Source organism: Rhodococcus sp. NPDC078407 (assembly GCF_044542515.1).
Classification (GTDB): domain Bacteria; phylum Actinomycetota; class Actinomycetes; order Mycobacteriales; family Mycobacteriaceae; genus Rhodococcoides.
Genome location: NZ_JBITUQ010000011.1, coordinates 117,060 through 139,082, shown reverse-complemented (window position 1 = coordinate 139,082; position 22,023 = coordinate 117,060). Strand labels below are relative to the sequence as shown.

General features: G+C 64.4%; 16 protein-coding genes. 3 read left to right on the top strand and 13 right to left on the bottom strand.

Annotation, left to right across the window (positions count from 1 at the left end; genetic code table 11):
- Positions 1 to 56: 56 nt before the first annotated feature.
- The 6 genes from ACIGGF_RS13790 to ssd all read right to left on the bottom strand — a co-directional run bounded on the left by ACIGGF_RS13790 (position 57) and on the right by ssd (position 8,828).
- Complete coding sequence (locus ACIGGF_RS13790) at positions 57 to 2,006, bottom strand: hypothetical protein (RefSeq protein WP_283347337.1); 1,950 nt, start codon at positions 2,004 to 2,006, stop codon at positions 57 to 59.
- Positions 2,007 to 3,306: 1,300 nt separating this feature from the next.
- Positions 3,307 to 4,998 carry a recombinase family protein gene (locus tag ACIGGF_RS13785; RefSeq protein WP_283347338.1) on the bottom strand — a complete coding sequence of 564 codons (1,692 nt, stop codon included), beginning with the start codon at positions 4,996 to 4,998 and terminating at the stop codon, positions 3,307 to 3,309.
- A 188-nt stretch (positions 4,999 to 5,186) separates the two neighbouring features.
- Positions 5,187 to 5,759 (bottom strand): type II secretion system F family protein, encoded by a 573-nt coding sequence (locus tag ACIGGF_RS13780; protein ID WP_397521863.1) that lies wholly within the window; start codon positions 5,757 to 5,759, stop codon positions 5,187 to 5,189.
- Positions 5,756 to 6,535: a type II secretion system F family protein gene (locus ACIGGF_RS13775; protein ID WP_397521862.1), complete on the bottom strand. Its 780-nt coding sequence runs from the start codon at positions 6,533 to 6,535 to the stop codon at positions 5,756 to 5,758. The genes ACIGGF_RS13780 and ACIGGF_RS13775 overlap by 4 nt, the downstream gene beginning before the upstream one ends.
- Positions 6,532 to 7,716 (bottom strand): TadA family conjugal transfer-associated ATPase, encoded by a 1,185-nt coding sequence (locus ACIGGF_RS13770; protein ID WP_397521861.1) that lies wholly within the window; start codon positions 7,714 to 7,716, stop codon positions 6,532 to 6,534. The genes ACIGGF_RS13775 and ACIGGF_RS13770 overlap by 4 nt, the downstream gene beginning before the upstream one ends.
- On the bottom strand, positions 7,713 to 8,828 hold the full coding sequence (gene ssd, locus ACIGGF_RS13765; protein ID WP_397521860.1) for a septum site-determining protein Ssd: 1,116 nt from the start codon (positions 8,826 to 8,828) through the stop codon (positions 7,713 to 7,715). Before ssd ends, ACIGGF_RS13770 begins: the two co-directional genes overlap by 4 nt.
- A gap of 334 nt (positions 8,829 to 9,162) precedes the next feature.
- Between ssd and ACIGGF_RS13760 the strand changes: the two genes are divergently transcribed.
- Positions 9,163 to 10,008 (top strand): HAD-IB family hydrolase, encoded by an 846-nt coding sequence (locus tag ACIGGF_RS13760; protein ID WP_397521859.1) that lies wholly within the window; start codon positions 9,163 to 9,165, stop codon positions 10,006 to 10,008.
- Positions 10,009 to 10,410: 402 nt separating this feature from the next.
- On the opposite strand, the gene ACIGGF_RS13755 is transcribed toward ACIGGF_RS13760, so the two are convergent.
- The 5 genes from ACIGGF_RS13755 to ACIGGF_RS13735 form a co-directional block, all read right to left on the bottom strand.
- On the bottom strand, positions 10,411 to 11,157 hold the full coding sequence (locus ACIGGF_RS13755) for an oxidoreductase (protein WP_397521858.1): 747 nt from the start codon (positions 11,155 to 11,157) through the stop codon (positions 10,411 to 10,413).
- Between the two features lie 31 nt (positions 11,158 to 11,188).
- Complete coding sequence (locus ACIGGF_RS13750) at positions 11,189 to 12,862, bottom strand: ABC transporter ATP-binding protein (RefSeq protein WP_397521857.1); 1,674 nt, start codon at positions 12,860 to 12,862, stop codon at positions 11,189 to 11,191.
- 1 nt (position 12,863) lies between these two features.
- Positions 12,864 to 13,802: an ABC transporter permease gene (locus ACIGGF_RS13745; RefSeq protein WP_397521856.1), complete on the bottom strand. Its 939-nt coding sequence runs from the start codon at positions 13,800 to 13,802 to the stop codon at positions 12,864 to 12,866.
- Complete coding sequence (locus ACIGGF_RS13740) at positions 13,795 to 14,718, bottom strand: ABC transporter permease (protein WP_397521855.1); 924 nt, start codon at positions 14,716 to 14,718, stop codon at positions 13,795 to 13,797. The genes ACIGGF_RS13745 and ACIGGF_RS13740 overlap by 8 nt, the downstream gene beginning before the upstream one ends.
- A 146-nt stretch (positions 14,719 to 14,864) precedes the next feature.
- Positions 14,865 to 16,487: an ABC transporter substrate-binding protein gene (locus tag ACIGGF_RS13735; protein WP_397521854.1), complete on the bottom strand. Its 1,623-nt coding sequence runs from the start codon at positions 16,485 to 16,487 to the stop codon at positions 14,865 to 14,867.
- A 444-nt stretch (positions 16,488 to 16,931) separates the two neighbouring features.
- Between ACIGGF_RS13735 and acs the strand changes: the two genes are divergently transcribed.
- On the top strand, positions 16,932 to 18,875 hold the full coding sequence (gene acs, locus ACIGGF_RS13730) for an acetate--CoA ligase (protein ID WP_397521853.1): 1,944 nt from the start codon (positions 16,932 to 16,934) through the stop codon (positions 18,873 to 18,875).
- 60 nt (positions 18,876 to 18,935) lie between these two features.
- Here acs and ACIGGF_RS13725 read toward each other — a convergent pair whose 3' ends face one another.
- Complete coding sequence (locus ACIGGF_RS13725) at positions 18,936 to 19,082, bottom strand: hypothetical protein (protein ID WP_397521852.1); 147 nt, start codon at positions 19,080 to 19,082, stop codon at positions 18,936 to 18,938.
- A gap of 217 nt (positions 19,083 to 19,299) precedes the next feature.
- Between ACIGGF_RS13725 and ACIGGF_RS13720 the strand changes: the two genes are divergently transcribed.
- Positions 19,300 to 20,400 carry a hypothetical protein gene (locus ACIGGF_RS13720; protein ID WP_397521851.1) on the top strand — a complete coding sequence of 367 codons (1,101 nt, stop codon included), beginning with the start codon at positions 19,300 to 19,302 and terminating at the stop codon, positions 20,398 to 20,400.
- A gap of 67 nt (positions 20,401 to 20,467) precedes the next feature.
- Here the strand turns inward: ACIGGF_RS13720 and ACIGGF_RS13715 are convergent, their stop codons facing one another.
- Entirely contained in the window at positions 20,468 to 21,838 is a 1,371-nt protein-coding gene (locus ACIGGF_RS13715; protein ID WP_397521850.1) for an MFS transporter, read from the bottom strand.
- Positions 21,839 to 22,023 lie beyond the last annotated feature (185 nt).

Genomic DNA, 22,023 nt, shown 5'->3' with positions numbered 1-22,023 from the left:
CTTGCTCAGCGTGCACCGCGAACTCTGATCGAGCACGCCGTGCAGCGACCGTGATTTCAGCCATGCCCAATGCGACGCCGGCGGATCGGTCCCTGATCCGTGAGCTGCATCCCCCAGCTCGGTGCCGCGATGACCGCACCGAGCTGGTTTCGGTGTAGATCGAACGCTTTGAGGTCGGGATCCAGCGTCGGTGGACCGGCGGCCAGGGTCGCTGCCCATATCAATTCGGACTCGCGGGGATTGAGGTGCGGATCGGCCCATCCCGTCACTTCGCACGCGCGCTGAAGTACACCGCTGCAATTGGGTGATGTTGTACCGGAACGGCTTTCCAGCCAGGCGTGCCACACAAGTCGCTCGGCGCGGTGGCGGACGACCCGTTGGGAGGCGACCAGATCGAGGCCCGCGTCGTCTGCGACATCGTCGAGAGTGCGCTCCGTGGCAGCGACGGCATCTCGGGTCGAGGTGATGAGCCCAGCGATTCGCAGATCGGTCAGGGCCGCGTAGCCGGCAGAGGTATTGAGCTTTGCAGCGGCGAACGCGTCCTTCACGGTGAGTGCGTGGCCTGTGTGGATGAGGTCATAGAGCACCCGAGAGCGCAGACCGAGCACACTCCATGCGTGATGCACAGGGGCGACCTGTGCTCGTTCGAGTGCCACCGCGCTGGTGTCGCGCGCTGTCGCCGGTGTCGTCAGGGCGTACCGGTCTGGGAGCTGGCCTGCGCCGCGCGCGACTCGCAGCACGGGTGAGCCGGGCGTCTCACGCAGAACCCGTAAAGCCGACCACACGCTCGCCTCGGACATGAGCCCAGCGGCGTGTGAGAGCCCACGGCCGCCGATAGCCACCACTGGTACACCCTCGACCAGTTTGCCTGCGAGAGCCGAGCTGTAGGCCAAGGATTGGACGACTGCGAGCAGCGCGGGGCGCTGTCGTGATGCTAGGAACTCCTGATCGATCCATGTGTTGGCAGAGGCAAGCCATCGTCGTCGGATTGGATCGTCACGCGATAGATCGACACCTCCGTACCCCCCTGTGTGCTTGTTCTTGTGCTCGCGAACGCGGAATTCGGTCGCAACGCTCGCAGCCCAGGTGAGCGCTTTGTTGACGTCCAACCGTAGGGAGCGCGCGATCTGGGCGGAGTTCCTGTATCGGTCGTAGGCCTGGCGCAGGCCCACGTATTCGTCGGAGCCAATAAGACTTTCGATGTCTGCTGCTGTGGCACCACGACGCACCAGGGCCGTGATGACGGACTGTCGCGCCTCGGAGGGCGAGTCCCAGCGGCCGCGATCGAACTCGCCGGCGCGCGCGAACGCGGCGACCGCGGCCGGGATCGGGCTCGTCTGACAGAACCGCGGATGCAGCCTGCGTGTGTCGTCGACGCCGACGAGATGTCCTTCGCGGGTCAGCGACGCCTGTACGGCCGCGACGCGGGTACGAGGCCGCGAGGTAGTAATACCGCCGAGCAGTTCGACCATGCGGGCGACGACGCCGCGGTCGGATCTGAGAGTGAGGGCTTCGACGGCGTCGGGAAGTGTGCCGACGAGTTGCCTGTGCCCACCTTCTTTGCACAGTGACCCCGGGGCAGTGATGCACCCGTGCGTGGCGTTGCGCATCGGGGTTTTGTCGAATGTCGGCAGTCGGGATTCGAGCAGGGACAACAGGGCGGTGAAGTCATCGACCTCGAGTGATGTGCCTGCGGCCAAGGGCACGAGTACATGGCGACCGCCACTGGTGGACCGGTCTGTGACGGTCCGAGCGCCGCATTCGTGCAGCCACGAAAGGACGCGTTCGACGTCCGCTTCTACCTGAGCAGCGCCATGCGTTTTGGCGTCGAAGTCGAGCGCCAACAACTTCGTGCGGCGCTGTCGATCGTAGATGGGGACGGCGGCGGGGTAGTCGGGGAGACGCGACGTTCGAGGTCGCGGGGAGTTGAATTTGCCGCCGCCATCGGGCTCGGCCAACCGCATCGATTGACGCGCGGCGAGCAGTGGCGAGAGCAGCTTCCACACGACCTCGGGTGCTGGCCGCGCGACACATGAAGCAGCGACGGTTGAAACTTCGTCAGGGCAGGAGGTACCCTGAGACGTGTCTGGCAAGACAGTCCCTTCTGGGGATGCGCAACACTGAGATTCGAGCTTGCAACTCGCTTCTCGCAAAACTTCGATAGTGACCCCCGCCTCCTGTTGCTGCAGGTGCGGGGGTTTTCTTCTGTCGAGGCCAGCCGTGTTGCTGAATGTTGGTCAGGATCGCGCGTAAGCGTTTCCTGCAGTGAATATTTCGCTCAGGAAGCCTCGCGCAGAACCCTGCTGAGGCAGCACGGTCGAATCGAGCTTCGGATCAGGCTGGTGTGGTCGGAGTGATCCGCCATTTCTTCCCCGGCCCCACGCGCTCGGCACCGGGAATCAGCCCCTGCGCCAGGTATCGGCGCAGCGAACGCAGGGGAATTCCTTTTAATTCGGCGTAGTCCCGCGCGCTCAACACTCGTGGCGCACAATCGTGCGTAACCGCTTGACCACCATTCGCGGCGGTTGAATCTGACCGACTTGGCCTATCTGGATCCCCGGACATGATCTCACCCTAGGTCGAAGTCGAGGTGATCGCAAGAACTGAAATCGCTTGTCGGAGAACAGCTATACAAAAATATTACTCACGCGGAAACTCCTAACCCCTCCGTTTCGCTAAGGCTTCGCAGGTCGTAGCGGTCACCGGCATGGTCGGCGACCGCTACAAAGTTATTCGACTGAGTTATTCAAAAGACAATGTCGGATCCAGACCGCAAAGCCACGCGCGGACCGGCCCGCTGATAATTCGCGACGCGCACGGTCCTGAGGCAACGAGGAATATTCGGGTAGGCCTGCGAGGTACCGCAGATGCGCTCGATAGCTAAGACCGCCACCTCGAAGCTTCCATCGCAAACGCATTATCGGTTGCACCCACGCAAAATTTACGTGCGCGCATGTACTCAAAACATCTGTCTCCGTGCCGAAGTCGTAGCAGAGAAGATAGAGAACCACCTCGCACTGCTTGGCGAGTCCGCTCTCTACGTGCGTTTCGACACCGCTGTCGGCGGGCTTAACGGTGGCCTGTGCGTGTGGCCTGAGCGAGGGGCCGCTCGGCTTCAGTGGCTATGTTCTCGAACACGCGAACGCGGCTAGGACGGAACGACTGAGCCCGGTCAATCATTGGAAGCCGACGAGATCACGACGAAATTTCTTGCATGCGAGATTGTCTAGGAGAAACGCGTCACCGACTGCTGACGCCGAGACCCACAGCGCTCGAACACACACCGAGTCGACGCGGAGCGTGTCTCTACTCCTGCACGACGCGCGGTCGTGACTTCCCTTGCCGCATGTAGACCGCAGCCAGGGCATCCGGCAGCGTGCCCAGACCTGCATGCGCCCAAGCCCCCGCAGCCTTGTACTCGGCCAGAGCCCCGACTGGTCCCAACAGCACGCCGCTAGCCAGATCCGGTGCCAGCATCTCGACGTCGAGGGCGTCCAGTACGGTTCGCGTACCGACGCTGTGTGACCGCCATGTCACACGCACGTTGTCCCGCAGCCATACGTTCCGCGCTTCAGACGTAGACGAGGCCCACCAATCGTTGAAAGACTGTCCAGTGCCCTCGTAGCGCCATCCGGCGGTCTCGGTCGGCTGCGCCTCGAGCGCTGTTTGCCGCTCGGTCAGCGCGGCGATCCTTGCGTTCAGACGCTCTCGTTGCGGCGTGCCCCTCCTGAACGAACCCGTACCGATCTGGTCGGTGAGGTCGGACAGAATTTCGCCGACTTCGGCTAGTTCGGTCGCGACGTCACTGCCCGGCATCCAGGTTCGCACCGTCCGCTCCATCTCACCGAGAGTTCTGAGAAGCTGCTCTTCGACCCGACCCTCGGCATCCTCTGCGGTGACTGTCCTGTTGTCGCACTGGTCCTTGTACTGCGCTGAAGCGCAACGGTATCGAGATTTTCGCCCAGTCCCACCCTTGAGTCGGTAGGCAGGCCGCCCGCACACCCCGCAATAGATGACCCGCAGCAGTAGGCCTGTCGAACGCACTGTCGGCTCCGTGCGGTTCTCACGGCCGGACAGCTCGCCGGCGAGGCGATCGAACGTCTCACGCGTGACAATCGGCTCGGCTCGCACGAGGGGAGAACCGTCGGCACCCACCACGATTGTCTCGGGACCGAAGATTTTCTTACCGTCTGGATCTCTCAGGGCCTCGCCCAGTTCGTCAACACGCGGCTCACGGGTCACAATGCGGCCGAGTAACGTCTGAGACGTCAGCCCCCGCTTCAGAGGCCCCGAATGCCACTCGTATCCGGCCGGTTTCCGGCCCCTCGACTGCGCGAACCGATCCTTCGGTGTCAGTATCCCTCGGTCGGTCAGGTCGTGGGCGATGGCGCGCAACGGCTCGCCTATGAGCACTCGCTCGACAACCTCGTCAATGACCTCGACCTGCATGGGGTCTTGCACCAACCGCCATTCGCCAGCAGTATCTTTCTCGGGGAGGAAACCCCAGGGCGGAACGCCACCGCGCCACTTGCCCGCCTCATAGTTGTGCTTGAACGCGTTCGCATTACGCTCCGTGATGGCGTTGAGCTCCATCTCTGCGACATTCGCCACGAGGAGCGCGATAATTTTCCCGAACGGCTGACTCAAATCGAGAAACGACTCGGTGGCTGACACCAACGTGACACGGTGCTTCTCGGCCCAGTCGATCAGCTTCGCCAAATCCATCAACCTGCGCACGATCCGATCCATGCGGTAGAAGACGATCACGTCGAAATCGTTGTGACGTGCATCCAGCCAGGGGCCGAGCTTAGGGCGAGTGAACGGTGACGTCTTGCCAGCGGAGACGTCCAAGTCGTCGGCAACCCCTACGACGTCATAACCCCTGCTCTCACAAAGCTTTCGGCACTCCGCAAGCTGGCGCTCCGGCGACGTAGTCGCCTCTGTGACACGCGACAGCCGGACCACGATCAATGCCCGAGGCGCTGCTCTCCCACCCATCTGTCAAATACTACGTCATGGGTGTAAACCCGGACCGCGGACTACTCTGCGGTGGACATCCCGTCGTCCTCGACGCCCAACAACACGATTCGAGTCTTCAATTCCTGCAGTGCGTTCTCGATCATCTCGATTCCCCTCCCTGTTATCCGGTGCGGCATCTCCGCACCGGAAATCTTGATAAGCGGCCATCACAGCAGTCCACCGCCCAGTACGTTGCCCGCCAGGCCCATCACCACGGGGATGATCCCGAGACAGATGAAAGCGGGCAGAAAACACAGACCCAACGGACCACTGATCAGCACACCTGCGCGTTCGGCCGCGGCGGCCGACGCATCTTCGGCCCGAGTTCGTTGTGTCGCAGCCAGTTCCGTCATCGCCGACGCCATGGACGACCCGGCCCGAGCCGATCGGCGTGCCATTCTCGCCAGCGCCTCGGTTTCCGGGTCGTGTGCGACGGAATCCCAGGCCGCCTCGGCGTCGGCCCCGAGTTCGAGTAGGTCGGCGGCCTTGCGTAGCGCGATTCCGAACGAGGCGGGCGCGGACCGCGCCGCGGCTGCCGCGGCCGTCGCTATCGGAAGTCCCGATCGTAAGCATGCGGCGAGGAGGTCGAAGGTCGTGGCCACGGCGAGCGGATCGGGTCTCGGAGTATCGGCGGTGTCGGCTTCCACGCGGCGGTCGGATGCCCTACGACGCAGCCCGCCGCCGGCCGAGGGCACGGTGATCAATGCCGTTGCCAGGCAGAGCACAGCAGCCCACATCATGTGGTCACCTTGCCGGTGATTGCATCGGTCCACAGCAACCCGGCGCAACCGAGCGCCGTGCCGATGCACAGCAGAATGCCGCCCATCCCACCACCGAGCAGAATCTGCAAAGGATTCGCACCCATCAGCTGCCCCAGCGCAACTCCGAGGACCGGCAGCCCTGCCAGCACCAAAGCCGTGGCGCGGGCTCCGGCGAGTGACGCCTCCGTTCGTTCCCGAAAACGCCTGCGTCCCAACATGTCGTCGCGCACCGCGTCGAGCAGTTCGGCGAGGGCGAGCCCATGCTCGTCCGCGACCCGCCACGCTGCGGCCAGCCTGCCGAGCTCGGCGTCCAGCAGTGGATCGGACGCGGCGATACCATCGGCAGCGCTGCCGCCGAGCCTGGATCGCGACGCCGCGCCCCGCAGGGCAGCCGAGGCGATACCGCCGCACTCGTCGGCCGCCACCGCGCTGGCCGCGGCCGGGTGGGAGCCCACCCGCAGCTCACCGACGATCACCTCCACTGCGGTTGCCAACCAGTTCAATTCGACCGCGCGTCGATCACGCTCCAGCCGTCGCCGGTAGCGGCTCCACCCGGTACCTCCGGCCACCCCCGCTGCGCACGCGGCCCAGACGCCGCCCACCCACCACACCCCGCCTGCTGCCATCACCGCAGCGCAACTCGGCACCAGCCATCGCGGCACCGTCGACACCGCGAGCTTCTCTGTCGGCAGGACTCGGGACCCGCTAGGCCACAACAGAATTGCAGTAGCGAGAGCCAACGAGACGGCCGTCATCGACCATCACCGCAACGTCGGTCCAGCAATTCGAGTAGCCGACTCTGGCCCGGCACTGCGTCGCCCTCGACCGACCACGCGGACACTATGTGCACGCGCCCGGTCGGATCGACGTCGACCACCCCGATTTCGCGGAGCCGGCGCGTCCCGTCGGCACTGCGATGCACATGGAGCACCACCTGGACCGCCGCGGCGAGCTGACTGTGCAGCGCATCGCGGCCCATTCCGCCCAGTGCTGCAAGAGCTTCCAGTCGTGCAGGTACTTCGGCAGGGGAGTTCGCATGGATCGTTCCGGCACCGCCGTCGTGCCCGGTGTTGAGAGCCGTCATCAAGTCGATCACCTCGGCACCGCGTACCTCACCGACCACGAGTCGATCGGGTCGCATTCGCAGCGCCTGACGCACCAACTGCCGCACCGACACCTCCCCCACCCCTTCGACATTGGGCGCGCGAGCTACCAGCCGAACCACGTGTGGGTGCGCCGGAGCCAACTCGGCAGCGTCTTCCACACAGACAATTCGCTCGGCCGGATCCACCTCCCCGAGAAGTGCGGCCAACAGAGTAGTTTTTCCTGCACCGGTACCGCCGACGACCAAGAAAGCCAGGCGGCCGAACACGATTCGACGCAGCAGCTCGTACCCGTCTTCGGTCACCGCACCGGACGCACGGAGCGCCGCGAGTCCCTGCGTCGCCGGTCGCAACACTCGAAGCGACACACACGTACCGCCGCTCGCCACCGGTGCCAACACAGCGTGCAGGCGAACCCCGAACACGTCCCGCCCCACTCCGGGCAGTCGGCCGTCGACCCAGGGTTGCGCGTCGTCCAAACGGCGGCCGGCCGAGAGCGCGAGCCGCTGCGCCAGCCGACGCACAGCGGCGTCGTCGGCGAAGCGAATGTCGGTGCGTTCGAGGCCGCGTCCGCGATCGATCCACACCTGATCCGGGGCGGTGACCAGTACATCGGTCACGCCGGGCTCGGACAGCAGCGGCTCGAGCGGTCCCGCTCCCGTCAGCTCGGTCTGCAGAACACGCAGGGCAGCGAGCATGTCGGTGTCGCCGATGACGCCACCCGCCTCGGCGCGGATGGCCGCGGCCACCGTAGCCGGAACGGGAGTGTCGGCAGATGCGGCCAAGCGATCACGTACGCGGTCCAACAAGTCCGCAGTGACAACGGCACTCATGCCGCCCACCGCCGTGCGCCCGGCTTCTGCGCGAAGGTCTCCAACACGCCGTCGGCAGCGGCGGCCAGGGGTGAACGACGACCGAGAGCAAGGCCGCCCCGTTCGAGTCGCTCGGCCAATCCCGGCTCGGCGCGCATCGACGTCAACAGCGGTAGGCCGAGGGCGACGGCGATGTCGTCGGCTCGCAGCCCGCCCGGCGCGGGTCCGCGAACGACGATGCCGACGTTGGCATTTCGTTCAGCGACGTGCTCGATCACCGCTCCCGCGGACGTGACGGCGCGTAGCTCCGCCGGTAGCAACAGCACAACGAGGTCCGCCGCGGCGTACAGAGCGTCGGAGACGTCGCCGGGGTGACGCGGGACATCGCACACCACCAGATCACCCGCTGCGCGCCCTGCATCGAGCACAGCCGCCACTGCGACGGCGGTCGGCCCGATGCTTCGGTTCTCGGATCTGCCCAGCGCCAAGACCGAGAGCCCGTCCCGCGACGGCAGTGCGCCGTGCAGGGCATCTGCGGATACCCGACCGCCTTCGACGACCAACCCGGACCACCGCAGACCGGGCGTGTTCTCCCAGCCGAGCAACAGATCGAGTCCACTGCCGTACCGGTCACCTTCGACGAGAAGTGCGCGTCGGCCCGAGCGGCTGCTGCAGAGTCCGAGTGCGGCGGCGAATGTGGACGCCCCCGCCCCACCGCGAGCGCCGACCACTGCGATCACGCCACCGTTTCCCGACGGTGCGAATGTGGGTTCGCCGAGTATGCGCACGAGGGCGTCCTCGTCCCACGGCAGGGAGATCACGTGCTCGGCTCCGAGCGAGGTGGCGGTTCGCCAGTCGTCGAGTGTCGGCGGCGCGTCTGTGATCAGAATGACGTCCGAGCGTCGGGAGAATCCGGCCGACATTGCTGCCTCCGCGGACGTGAAATCGATCAAAATCGTTCCGGCGCGATCCCAAATCGACCGCGTCGATCCGATACCGACCAGTAAGTTCTGCTCCTCCACAACACAATCCGCGGCTGCTGCGATTCGGTACACGTCCTCGCGGAGACCGCGAAGGTCGATCGACATCGTGACCGAAGACCGAGCCTGCGACCGTCGCGCATCTGTTTCCATGCACCCAGCCTGCGTGAGAATCTGCTCGAGATGCGCGTGACTTGGGAGAATGTGGATAGATTCGGCCCTGTGGATGAATAACGGTACTTCGGTACCACTTTTTGACTCACCCCAGAAAAGAGGACGACCCTCGCCAGGGGGGGAGGAGGCGAGGGTCGTCTGGTTCAGCCCCGGGGGGTCGGGCTGAACACCGCCCGGAATGAACCGGGCTCGTAGAAAATACTACACCCGTGGACGTCCTTGTTTGCAAGTTCAACCGTCTGATTTTCGAGGCGATGTTCTCCCGAGTCCCCCAGTGGCACCGCGTAACAGCCAACGGTCACCACCGGCCACTATGGTGACAAACGTGACCCAGAGCGCGAGCAACGACGACGCCCCAGCCGGCCGACGCACAGGGCGCGTCGCGGCATTCTTCGACCTCGACAAAACGATCATCGCGAAGTCCAGCACGCTGGCTTTCAGCAAGCCGTTCTTCGACCAAGGTCTCATCAACAGGCGCGCGGTTCTCAAGAGCAGCTACGCGCAATTCCTGTTTCTGCTCTCGGGAGCCGATCACGATCAGATGGAGCGGATGCGCGCACACATTGCGGGCATGACCGCCGGGTGGGACGTCGAACAGGTACGAGCCGTCGTCGCCGAAACGCTGCACAACATCGTCGACCCACTCGTGTTCGCCGAGGCCGCCGACCTCATTGCAGACCACAAGCTCCGCGGACACGACGTCGTGATCGTCTCGGCGTCCGGCGACGAGATCGTGCACCCCATCGCCGAACTACTGGGTGCCGACCACAGCATGGCCACCACGATGGTGACCGTGGACGGAAAATACATCGGCGAGGTGGACTTCTACTGCTACGGCGAGGGCAAGGTCGACGCCATGAACTCCCTGGCAGCGCAACACGATTACGACTTGACGTCGAGCTATGCGTATTCGGATTCGATCACCGACGTGCCGATGCTGCGCGCCGTGGGACATCCGACGGCCGTCAACCCCGATCGCGCGCTACGCAAGGAAGCTGCGACGAACGGGTGGCCGATTCTCACCTTCTCGAACCCGGTCTCGTTGCGGTCGCGGATCCAGAATCCGTCCGGCAAAACCGTAGTGGTCAGTGCGGCAGCAGGTTTCAGCGCTCTCGCGGCCGGCGCGATCAGCTACGGCCTGCTCCGCCGAAAAAGATGACGCTCACCCCTTGATGTGAGCAGCGTCACGGGGTAGAAATGACGTACGGAAGAACGGAAGGCCAAGGACGAATCGGAAGAGAAGATTCGCTCTCCCGACCGGGATTCCCAGCACGGACACCGGCACCCACGCGGAGCTAGCCACCTAATGGCAGAAGCGCTGTGGGCCTGCGAAATTCGAGAATGATCAGCAAGAACCCTGCACCGGTTGCAGGGATGACCTCATCACTGTCGAATCCTCGCCGAGGCCACGTGGTAGTCCATCACAGCCCACCTGTGCACGCTTGGTAACCAGGTGATCCGTGCTAACGGGCGGCGACGTCGACGCAAGTCGGCATCGCCGCCCTTTTATGTGCTCACTACTGCAGGCTCCGCTCGCGGCCCTTTTACGTTCCCACAGCTCCTACTGTGCAGCCTCGGCAATCGAAGTCGCTTCTGCCGCACCAGCTTCGAATGCTCCGCAGCACAGGATCACCCAACTTCCGACGCCGGTAGCGGTACCCTCGGCGAATCCGGCGGCTCCGTCCCGGTATGCCTTCGCTCGACGCATCCAGCTCACCTCGGGCACGCCGAGGTTGTGCGGATCGAAGCCCGACGATGCGGCCACCAACCGCGATGCAGCACGCGCCACGATGCCGTCGGCCGATCCGAAAGCGCCGAGCGTCAACAACTCACCGTGCACCACCGCTGCGATCACCGGGGCCGGTGCAGAGGTTCCGCCGGTCACCAGCTGTGCAAGCAGGTCCAGCCGCTCGCCGACGCCGGCGTCCGTGCGTGGCCGACCGAGTGAGGAAGCGTCGTCGACGAGGTCTGCCGCTGCCAACAGATGCAGGCGAGCCAGCGTCTGCAGTGGTGCGCGTTTCCAGGTGGACAGCGTGTTCTGCAGAGCATCTCCGTCGAGAGCAGCCGCCACTCGCAGCGCACCGGCCAGAATCGGGTCGCCGTCCTCGCCCTCGCGGGGGAAGTCCATCGAACCGCCCTCGAGCGCCGAGGACGAACGCGCTGCACGCACCGCGGCCTCGGCGGCGGTGGCGGGCCAGCCACGACGGTTGGCTTTGTGTCGATGTACTGCGCCCAGTGCGTCACGTGCGCGTTCGGCGGAGTCGACTACTCCGGGCAGTTCCAGCAGCGGGGCGAGGGGATCCGTCACGACAGACGACGGTACCCCCTCCCCTCGACCCCTACTTCGCGCCTGCCGCCAACAACTCGGCGCGCGCCTGACGACGCTTGGCCTGTTCGGCCGGATCCGGCACCGGGACCGCCGCGAGCAACCGCTTGGTGTACTCGTTGGTCGGACGACGCAGAATCTGATCCGTCGTACCGAACTCGGCCAACTTGCCCTTGTTCAGCACCGCGATGCGCTTGGCCAGCACCTCGACCACTGCGAGGTCGTGGCTGATGAACAAGCATGCAAATCCGTATTCGTGCTGCAGTTCCTTGAACAGCTCGAGCACCTTCGCCTGCACCGACACATCGAGGGCGGACGTCGGCTCGTCGGCCACCAGTAGCGTCGGCTCCAGCGCAAGAGCCCGGGCGATGCCGACGCGCTGACGCTGACCACCGGAGAGCTGGTGGGGGTAACGGTTGCGCATGGTCCGCGACAGGTGCACCCGGTCGAGCAGTTCCTCGACCTTGCGATTGCGTTCTGCGGCGCTGTGCTGGGTGTGCAACAGCATCGGCTCGGCAATGGACTGTCCGATGGGCCAGCGCGGGTTCAGCGACGAACCCGGATCCTGGAACACGATCCCTACCTTGCTGCGTACCGCCCGTAGCTCCCGGTTGGACATCGCGGTGATGTCCACGCCGGCGATCGACAGCGAGCCGCCGGTCAACTTGTTCAGCCCCACCACGGCCTTGCCGATCGTGGACTTGCCCGATCCGGACTCACCGACGAGACCGACGACCTCACCCATCTCGATGTCGAGGCTGACCCCGTCGACGGCCCGGAACACCGTGCGGCCCGGGTACTCGATCACGCCGTCGACGATGCTCAACGCGCGCGTGTCCTCGGCCGCCTTCGGTGCGGCGACGGTCCCCGCCGCCACGGACTCCATGCTGCTGCCCAGGTGCGGAACCGAGGCGAGCAGCTGCTGCGTGTACGGGTGCGACGCGTTCTTGAAAATGGTTTGCGCAGAATCGGTTTCGACGATCACGCCGTCTTTCATGACGGCGATGCGATCGGCCATGTCGGCCACCACACCCATGTCGTGGGTGATCAGCACGATCGAGGCGTCGATCCGGTTACGCAGGTCGCGCATCAGGTCGAGGATCTCGGCCTGCACCGTGACGTCCAACGCCGTGGTCGGCTCGTCCGCGATCAGCAGCGACGGATCCGAGGACAGCGCCTGGGCGATCATCGCTCGCTGACGCTGGCCACCGGAGAGCTGGTGCGGGTAGAAGTTCACCCGAGTCTCCGGATCAGGCATTTCCACGAGCTTCAGCAGCTCGACGGCCCGCGCCTTCGCTTCCTTCTTCGACAGCGAGGTGTGCGCACGGATGGCCTCGGTGATCTGCCACCCGATCGAGTACACCGGGTTCAGCGCCGTCATCGGCTCCTGGAAGATCACCGCCACGTTCTTGCCGCGGATGGGAGCCAGTTGCTTCTCCGGCAGCCCGACCAGTTCCTTCTCGCCCAGCTTGATGCTGCCCGACACCCGCGAGTTGTCGGCCAGCAGGCCGGGGACGGCCATGGCCGTCGTCGACTTGCCCGATCCGGACTCGCCGACGATGGCCAGCACCTCGCCGGAGCCGACGGTGAACGAGACGGTGTCGACGGCCTTGCGCCATACCTTGTCGACCTCGAACTCGACCGTCAGATCGGTGACGCTCAGAACGGCGTCCTTCTGCATGCTCATGTCAGTTCCGTTTCGGGTCGAGTGCGTCACGGAGTGCGTCGCCCAGCATGATGAACGCGAGCACCGTGACCGAGAGGAACGCCGCCGGGAACAGCACCAGGTGCGGTGCCGTCAGGAACACGTTCTGTCCCAGGTTGATCTGCAGTCCCCAGGAGATCTCGGGCGCTTGCAACCCGATTCCGAGGAAGGTCAGCGTCGCCTCGGCCGCGATGAACGTTCCCACCGAGATCGTGGCGTAGATGATCACCGGGGCCAGCGCGTTGGGCAGAATGTGCCGCACCAGGATGCGGTAGGTCGACGCCCCCAATGCCTGTGCAGCCTGGACGTATTCACTGTTCTTGATTGCAATGACCGATGATCGGACCAGACGCATAGCGGTCATCCAGCCGAAGGCAACCAGGGCCAACGACACGGTGAAGATGGTGCGCTGAGCCGTGACGGTGAGCAGGATCAAAGCACCGAGCAGGAGCGGGATGCCGAAGAACACGTCCGTGAAACGCGCCAGGATGCTGTCGGTGATTCCGCCGAAATAGCCTGCGAGAGCACCGATCAGCACACCGATGATCAACACACCGATGACCGAGAGCACACCGATGGACAACGAGATCCGCGCGCCGTAGATGACGTTGGCGTAGTAGTCGCAACCTTGGACGTCGGTACCGAACCAGTGCTCGGCACTGGGGCTCAGCCGTGAGTCCGACAGCGAGCACACGCGCGGATCGATCCCGCGAGCGAACAGCTGTGGGAACACCGCCATCACCAGCAACACCGTCAAAAGAAAGGTTCCGATGATGAAGAACGGGCTCTTGCGCAAGAACTTCCACGCGTTGCCCCACAGGCTGGCCTGACCGACCAACTCGACGGCCTCACCGGTGGCGACGTTGCCGGGCTGGCCCTCGTCCTTGGCGTGCTGAGCTGCGCTCGAATCTTCTTTATTCATAACGAATCCTTGGATCGAGTACCGCGTAGAGAACGTCCACGACGAGGTTGAAGAAGATGTAGAAGAACACGAAGAGCGTCACGATGCCGACGACGACGGCACCTTCCTGACGGGCGAGACCGTCGTAGATCGCGCGTCCGAGACCGGGCAGGTTGAACACCGTTTCGGTGACGATCGCGCCGCCGAGCAATCCGCCGACGTCGGCACCGATGAAGGTGACCACCGGTATCAGAGAGTTGCGCAACGCATGCCGAACGATGATGCGCCGGTTGCTGATTCCCTTCGCCTTCGCGGTGCGGATGTAATCCGCGGCCATGGATTCCGCCACCGAGGTGCGCGTCAGCCGAGCGACGTATGCCATCGACAGCGAAGCGAGCACGATGCCGGGAAGCAGGTAGCTCGCCCAGCCGTCGTTGATGCCCGAAATCGGGAAGAGCCCCAACTTGAGACCGAGGGTGAACTGGGCGATGAAGCCGAGAACGAACACCGGCACCGAGACCAGGAGCGTGGTCGAGATCAGCACCAGGTTGTCGAAGAACGATCCTCGCTTGAGAGCGGCGAGCACGCCTGCGGCGATACCGATGATGGTCTCGATGACGACGGCCACGATGGTCAGCCGAATTGTCACAGGAAGGGCCCGCTCGATGGTGTCGAGGACGGGACGTCCGGAGAAGTCGGTACCGAAGTCGCCCTGGAAGAAGCCGGCGATGTACTTGAAGTACTGGACGAACAGATTGTCGTCGAGGTTGAACTCGTCTCGCAGCTGGGCGACGACGCCGGGCGCGAGGGGACGATCTCCGGCGAGGGCGCGGATGGGATCACCCGGCAGCGCGTAGACCATCGCGAAGATCAAGAACGAGGAGCCGATCAGGACGGGAATCGTCAGCAGTAATCGGCGAGTGATGTAGCGACCCACTGTGTGTCTTCTCCTTGAACAAGGGACGAACCTGCGCCTCGGGTCTTGCCGGCGCAGGTCGGTGTGGGAACAGAACGGCCCACGGTAGAACGAGACCCGGTGGGCGACAACCGATCACGCATGGTTGCCGCCCACCAGGTGTGTCGTCAGCTGACTACGACGTCCTCGAGGATGATGTTTCCTCGGTTGTCGATCTTGACGTCGGAGACGCGGTCGGACCACACGGCCTGGTTCAGGCCGTAGAACAGCGGGGTCGCGGGCATCTGATCGATCAGGATGTCCTCGGCCTTCTGGTAGTCCTCGGTGGCACCCTCGATGTCCTCTGCGTTGTTACCTTCTGCCAACGCGGCGTCGAATGCCGGGTCGTTGAAGAAGACGTAGTTGCTACCGGCCGGCGGTGTGGCCGCAGCCGAGTACAACGGCGAGAGGAAGTTGTAGATCGACGGGTAGTCCATGATCCAACCGGAACGGAACGGTCCGGTCATGCCCTTGGCGTCCTGCAGCGGCAGGTACTGCGCGAACTGGAGGTCACCGCGCAGTGCGTAGTTCACGCCCAGGTTGTCACGCAACTGGTTGCCGACTGCGGTCATCCACGAATCGTGGCCCGCACCGGCGTTGAACCACAGGTCCACCGGCTGGCTGCGATCGAATCCGGCCTCGTCGAGCAGACGGTTGGCCTCGTCCGGGTTCAGCTCGCAGTTGGCACCGCAGGCGTCCTCGCGGTAACCGTCGACGACGGGCGACGCGAAAGATCCTGCCGGAGTACGGGTATCGGTGAAGATCGCGGTCGCGATGGCCTGGCGATCGATGGCCATCGAGAATGCCTTGCGCACGTTCGGATCCTGGAAGCGCGGATCGTAGGTGGGGAAGCCGAGCGAGGTGATGTCGGGACGAGCACGCTCGCCGTAGCGGTCACCGAACGTGTCGCGGGCAGTGGCCCACGCGTCCTCGGGGAGGTCGAGCATGACGTCGAGTCCGCCACCCTGAACATCGTTGTAGCCGGTGCTCACTTCGGTGTAGACCTTGAAGTTGACGCCTGCCGACTGTGCGGCATTGTCGCCCGCGTAATCGTCGTACTTGGTGACGGTGAAGCCCTGTCCGGGAATGAAGTCCGAATCGGCCTTGAACGGGCCGTTACCGATCGGGCGAGCGCCGAAGGCGTCGGGATCGGCATAGAACGCCTCGGGCAGCGGGTCGAACGCGGTGTAACCCAGCGTGAGCGGGAAGATCGCGAACGGTCCGGTGAGCTTGACGGTGAAGGTGGTGTCGTCGACGACGCTGAGTCCGCTCAGTTCCGTCGCGACGGGCTCGGCGGTGTCGCTGCCCTGCAGATCCGCGTAGCCCTCGATGTTCTCGAAGAAGTACGAAGCACCGAATGCGTTGGTGCTCAACGCATTGTAGCTCCACGCCTTGGTGTAGGACTCGGCCGTGACGGGGGTGCCGTCATGGAAGGTCCAACCGTCCTTGAGCTTGACGGTCCAGGTGGTGTTGTCCTCGGACTCGACGGACTCGGCAACGCCGTTGTACTCGACGCTGTTGTCGTCGTCGTTGAACGTGACCAGCGGAGTGAAGAGGGCCTCGAGGACCTGGCTGCCTTCGCTCTCGGTGGTATTTCCGGGAATCAGCGGATTCTCCGGCTCGCCGATGTAGATGCTGTAGACCCCGTCGGCACTGCCACCGGAGTTCGCGCCTCCACCGCCACAGGCGGCGAGCAGGCTCGCACTCATCAGCACAGCCGTGGTGACTACCGCGGCACGTTTGATACGCAAGAAAATCCTCCATCCAGATGTGAACACGGGGTCGTCCGTGCTCAGTTCCTCGGGCGCGACGCCCGGGGATTCGTGGGCGACCGCATGGCACGGCAGGTGGGCCGTTCCAACGATCTGATGGAATGGACTTTAGACACATCTTGAAACGAACATGTGAACTCCCCCGGGTTTCGCCGACCCCCGAGTAGATCCGAAACATGATCGAAACGTTTCGGCAAGTCGATTTCCCACAGTTCGGAATCCGGCCACGCCGAGCCGACTCACTGGGCGCCCCGGCGACCGTCCATCGTGCGAGAACTACCGATCACCGCAGATCAAGGGGTTGCAGCCGATTGCAACGGTGCGATAGCCATCGCATGTGACTACCCTCACCAGAGGCTCGAGACCGGCATGCAAGTGCCGTTACATGGGCGAAAAGCATCGGACGAAAGAGAGCTATTCGAGATGACGACCAGTACCTCCGGAACCGACGAGACCCCGGTTGCTTCGTACGCACCCTCGGCCGAGTTCGCGGCGCAGGCGAACGCTCAGGCGGATCTGTACGCCACCGCGGAGAAGGATCGGCTCGCGTTCTGGGCGGAGCAGGCCCGCCGGCTGCACTGGCACACCCCGTTCACCGAAGTCCTCGACTGGTCCGACGCCCCCGTCGCCAAATGGTTCGCCGACGGGACACTCAACGTCGCCTACAACTGCGTCGACCGCCACGTCCTCGACGGCCACGGCGACCAGGTCGCCATCCACTGGGAAGGCGAACCCGGCGACAGCCGCGACGTCACCTACTCCCAATTGCTGGCCGACGTCAGCCAAGCCGCCAACACCCTCACCGAACTCGGCCTCGTCTCCGGCGACCGCGTCGCGATCTACATGCCGATGATCCCCGAGGCCATCGTCTCGATCCTCGCCTGCGCCCGGCTCGGTCTGACCCACTCGGTCGTCTTCGCCGGATTCTCCGCCACCGCACTGCGCTCACGCATCGACGACGCCGAAGCCAAGCTCGTCATCACCACCGACGGCCAGTGGCGACGCGGCAAACCCGCCCCCATCAAGGACACCGTCGACGAAGCCGTCGACGGCGCAGCGAGCATCGAGCACGTGCTCGTCGTCAAGCGCACCGACTCCGACGTCGCCTGGACCGACGGACGCGACCTGTGGTGGCACGACACCGTCGCGAAGGCATCGACAACCCATGAGGCGCAGCCGTTCCCGGCCGAGCACCCGCTGTTCATCCTCTACACCTCCGGAACCACGGGTAAGCCCAAGGGCATCATCCACACCTCCGGCGGCTACCTGACGCAAACCTCGTACACCCACCACAACGTCTTCGACCACAAGGCCGGCACCGACGTCTACTGGTGCACCGCCGACATCGGCTGGGTCACCGGACACTCCTACATCGTCTACGGCCCGCTCTCCAACCGCGCCACCCAGGTCGTCTACGAAGGCACCCCCAACTCGCCCGACGAGCACCGACACTGGAACGTCATCGAGAAGTACAAGGTCTCGATCTACTACACCTCCCCCACCCTGGTACGCACATTCATGAAGTGGGGCAAAGAGATTCCCGAGGCCCACGACCTGTCTTCGATCCGCCTGCTCGGATCCGTCGGCGAGCCCATCAACCCCGAGGCATGGCGGTGGTTCCGCGACGTCGTCGGCGGCGGCACCGCACCGATCGTCGACACCTGGTGGCAGACCGAAACCGGCGCGATCATGATCTCCCCGCTGCCCGGCGTCACCGCCACCAAGCCGGGCTCGGCCATGACGCCGCTGCCGGGCATCTCGGCCAAGATCGTCGACGACGCCGCCACGCCACTGGGCAACGGCGGCAACGGATATCTCGTCCTCGACGAGCCGTGGCCGTCGATGCTCCGCGGTATCTGGGGCGACATGGACCGCTACAAGGAGACGTACTGGTCCCGCTACGCCGAAGAGGGCTGGTACTTCGCCGGCGACGGTGCCAAGTACGACGACGACGGCGCACTGTGGGTCCTCGGCCGCGTCGACGACGTCATGAACGTCTCCGGCCACCGCATCTCCACCTCCGAGGTCGAATCGGCCTTGGTCAGCCATCACAGCGTCGCCGAAGCAGCTGTCGTCGGTGCCGCCGACGAGACCACCGGTCAGGGCATCGTCGCGTTCGTCATCCTGCGCGGCGGTGAGGAGAACACCGGCGACGCGCTGATCGCCGAACTCAAAGCCCAGGTCTCCAAGGAGATTTCACCGATCGCCCGGCCGCGGGAGATCTCCATCGTTCCCGAGCTACCGAAGACCCGCTCCGGCAAGATCATGCGCCGCCTACTCCGCGACGTCGCCGAAGGCCGCGAACTCGGTGACATCTCCACCCTCGTCGACCCGAAGGTATTCGAGTCGATCAAGAAGGGCCGCTAGCGGCCAGTGGTGTGGATAAGTGCCCCAGCGGGCACTTATCCACACCACTGCCGAAGGCACTCACAACTCGGGGTCGTCGTCGGCCGGCGGCTCCGGATCCAATGATTCGTCGGCGCGAGTCGATTTGTTGCCTCGGATCATGCCTTCGGTCTGCTCTTTCAACGCGTCGTCCTGACGGGGCGAGTGCTTACCGCTTCCTCGTTCCATGTCGCGTCTCCCTTCTTCGAGTGCATGTCTCTTCTTCGAGTGCATGGCTCTTCTCGAGTACATGGCAGACGGAACCTGTTCCGCCGCCGTTGAAAAGCGGTACCCGGCAACGGAAGTTCTACACAATGGTTCTGTGGTCAACGCATGCCCTCGACGTGTTTCGCCAGGAAGTGATCGGGCAACCGAAACCTGTCGTCACATCGAGAGGAGCAATGCTGTGCATGCCGATACATTCGAGCACGTGATCTCGGCCGAGGGACCGTTCGCGTCGGTCTACTTCGAGGACACCCACGACACCGAGGACGCCGCCAAACAGCTGGAACTGACGTGGCGTGGCCTGCGGAACCAGTTGGTCGACGCCGGCGCTCCGGACGCAGTTCTGGACTCGATCGAGAACGAGATCCGCGGCAGCGCACCGCCGGTCGGTCGCAGCGGGCGAGGACTCGTTGCCAACGCCGAGCGAATCCTGGTCGACGAACACCTGCTGAGGCCGCCGCCAGTGACGGAGGCGCGCTTCTCCGATCTGCCGTATCTTCTGCCGGTGATCGAGCACGGTGCCCAGGGCCCGGCCTACCTGGTGGTCGCGGTGGATCACGAGGGAGCGGACATCACCATCGAAGACGGCCGGGGTCAGCGGACGCATACCGAAACCGTCGAAGGCGGAGAGTATCCAGTGCACAAGGCGGCCGGGGCGGAGACCGCCGGGTACGGAGACCCACAACCTGTGGCGGAGGAGGCGGTTCGCCGCAACATCGCGACCGTTGCGCACCGGGTGTCGACACTCACCGAGGAGTACCGCGTCGAGCCGATCTTCCTGGTCGGGGAAGTGCGCTCGCGCACCGATCTATTTGCTGCGCTCACCAAGAAGGATCAGGCATCTGCAGTACAGCTCGACGTCGGTTCACGAGCTCGGGGTTCGCACCCGGACGGGATCGATCAGGCCGTTGCCGAAGAACTGGCCCTGCGACGCCTCGCCGTGATCGACGATGTCGCGACGCGCTTTCGCGCGGAAACCGGTCGAGAGTCGGGCCTGGCGGCGGAAGGACTCGATGCCGTCGTTGCCGCTCTGCGCGCCGGGAGCGTCGATACTCTGCTGCTCGGTGACCTCGCCGATCGCACGGTGCTGATGGGTGATCAACCCACGTGGATCGCCACCACTCCCGATGAACTGTCGGAACTCGGGTCCACCGCCGCCGCCACCCGGCGGGCGGATGAGGCCCTTCCCTCCGCCGCACTCGCGACCGGTTCGGCGCTGGTTCGCATCGACGAACGGATCACCCCTGCCGATGGGTGCGCGGCCTTGCTCCGGTTCACCTGACAAGTCGGTTCTCTGCAGTTCGCAGAAACCCTGCATCCCCACGAAAGGTCGTGGGGATGCAGCCCGTTCACACGCTGTCGAGTGACCGGTCCCGAGTTTCCTTCATGACGATCAGCGAGATCAGCGTCAACGTCGCAGCGATGGCGAGGTATACCCCCACCCAGCCGACGCCGTAGCTGCTCACCAGCCAGGTTGCGATGAACGGTGCCACTGCAGCTCCGAGAATCGACGCGGTGTTGTACGAGATTCCCGAGCCGGTGTAGCGCACGTTGGTCGGAAACAGCTCGGGCAGAACGGCACTCATGGGCCCGAACGTCAGGCCCATCAAGCCGAGGCCGACGCACATGAACACCAGCATCTTGCCGGCCGATGCGGAGGCCGGGTCGGCGAACCAGTGGAACGACAGACCGAACAGCACGATCGCCGCGGTGATGACGATCAGCGTGGGCCGGCGGCCGTACTTGTCGGCCAACAGTCCGGCGACCGGGATCAGTGCCGCGAAGAACAGCACGGCGATGAGCTGCAGCTCCAGGAAATCGGTATACGGGATGGCCAGCTTGGGTCCGTTGACGTCGGCCACCTTGCCCGTTCCGTAGCTGACCACCCAGGTGGTCATGATGTAGAAGAGCGTGTAGGTCGCGAGCATGACGAAGGTACCGATGATCAGCTGACGCCAGCTGGTCTTGAACACCTGAGCCAACGGGGTCTTGACCTTCTGTCCACGCTCGACGGCCAGCTTGAACACCGGCGTCTCCTCGAGCTTGAGCCGGACGTACAGGCCGATGATGACCATGACTGCGCTCAGCAGGAACGGAATGCGCCAGCCCCACGTGAGGAAGGCGTGGTCGGTGCCGGAATTCACGGAGTCGTAGCCGGTCGCGATGACGATCAGCAGGAAGATGCCGTTGGCGAAGAAGAAGCCGATGGGCGCGCCCAGCTGCGGGTACATCGCCGCCCACGCTCGCTTGCCCGGCTTGGCGGTTTCGGTGGCCAGCAGGGCCGCACCGCTCCACTCACCGCCGAGGCCGACGCCCTGGGTGAAGCGCATGATCGCCAGCAGTGCCGGCGCCCACAGACCCGCTGCCGCGTACGTCGGGAGCAACCCGATCGCGAACGTCGCGACGCCCATAGTCAGCAGCGATCCGACAAGAGTCGCCTTTCGGCCGATGCGATCGCCGAAGTGGCCGAACAGAATCGAGCCGATGGGCCGGGCGACGAACGCCAGACCGAAGGTGGCGAACGACGCCAGCAGCGCGGTGGTGTCGTTACCCGCCGGGAAGAACAACCGCGGGAAGACGAGCACTGCGGCGGTGGCATAGATGTAGAAGTCGAAGAATTCGATGGACGTGCCGACCATCGAGGCGATCACGATGCGTGACCGCGGCACCTGAGGTGCGGGAATTGCGCCGTCGTCCGTGACGGCGTGTGTTGAACTCACGAGTGCTCCTGAAGGGGAAAGTTCCCTGAAAATTACCTGATGAACACCTGAGAATTTCACGCCCCCGGGCCGTTCGTTGCCGATTCGTGCAACTTCCCGGTGTTTGTCGGAGCCAACGGAGAGGTACCCATCGACGGGCCGAGCGACGCTCGCCCGTCGCGGAACGGTTAACCTGTTCAGGCACT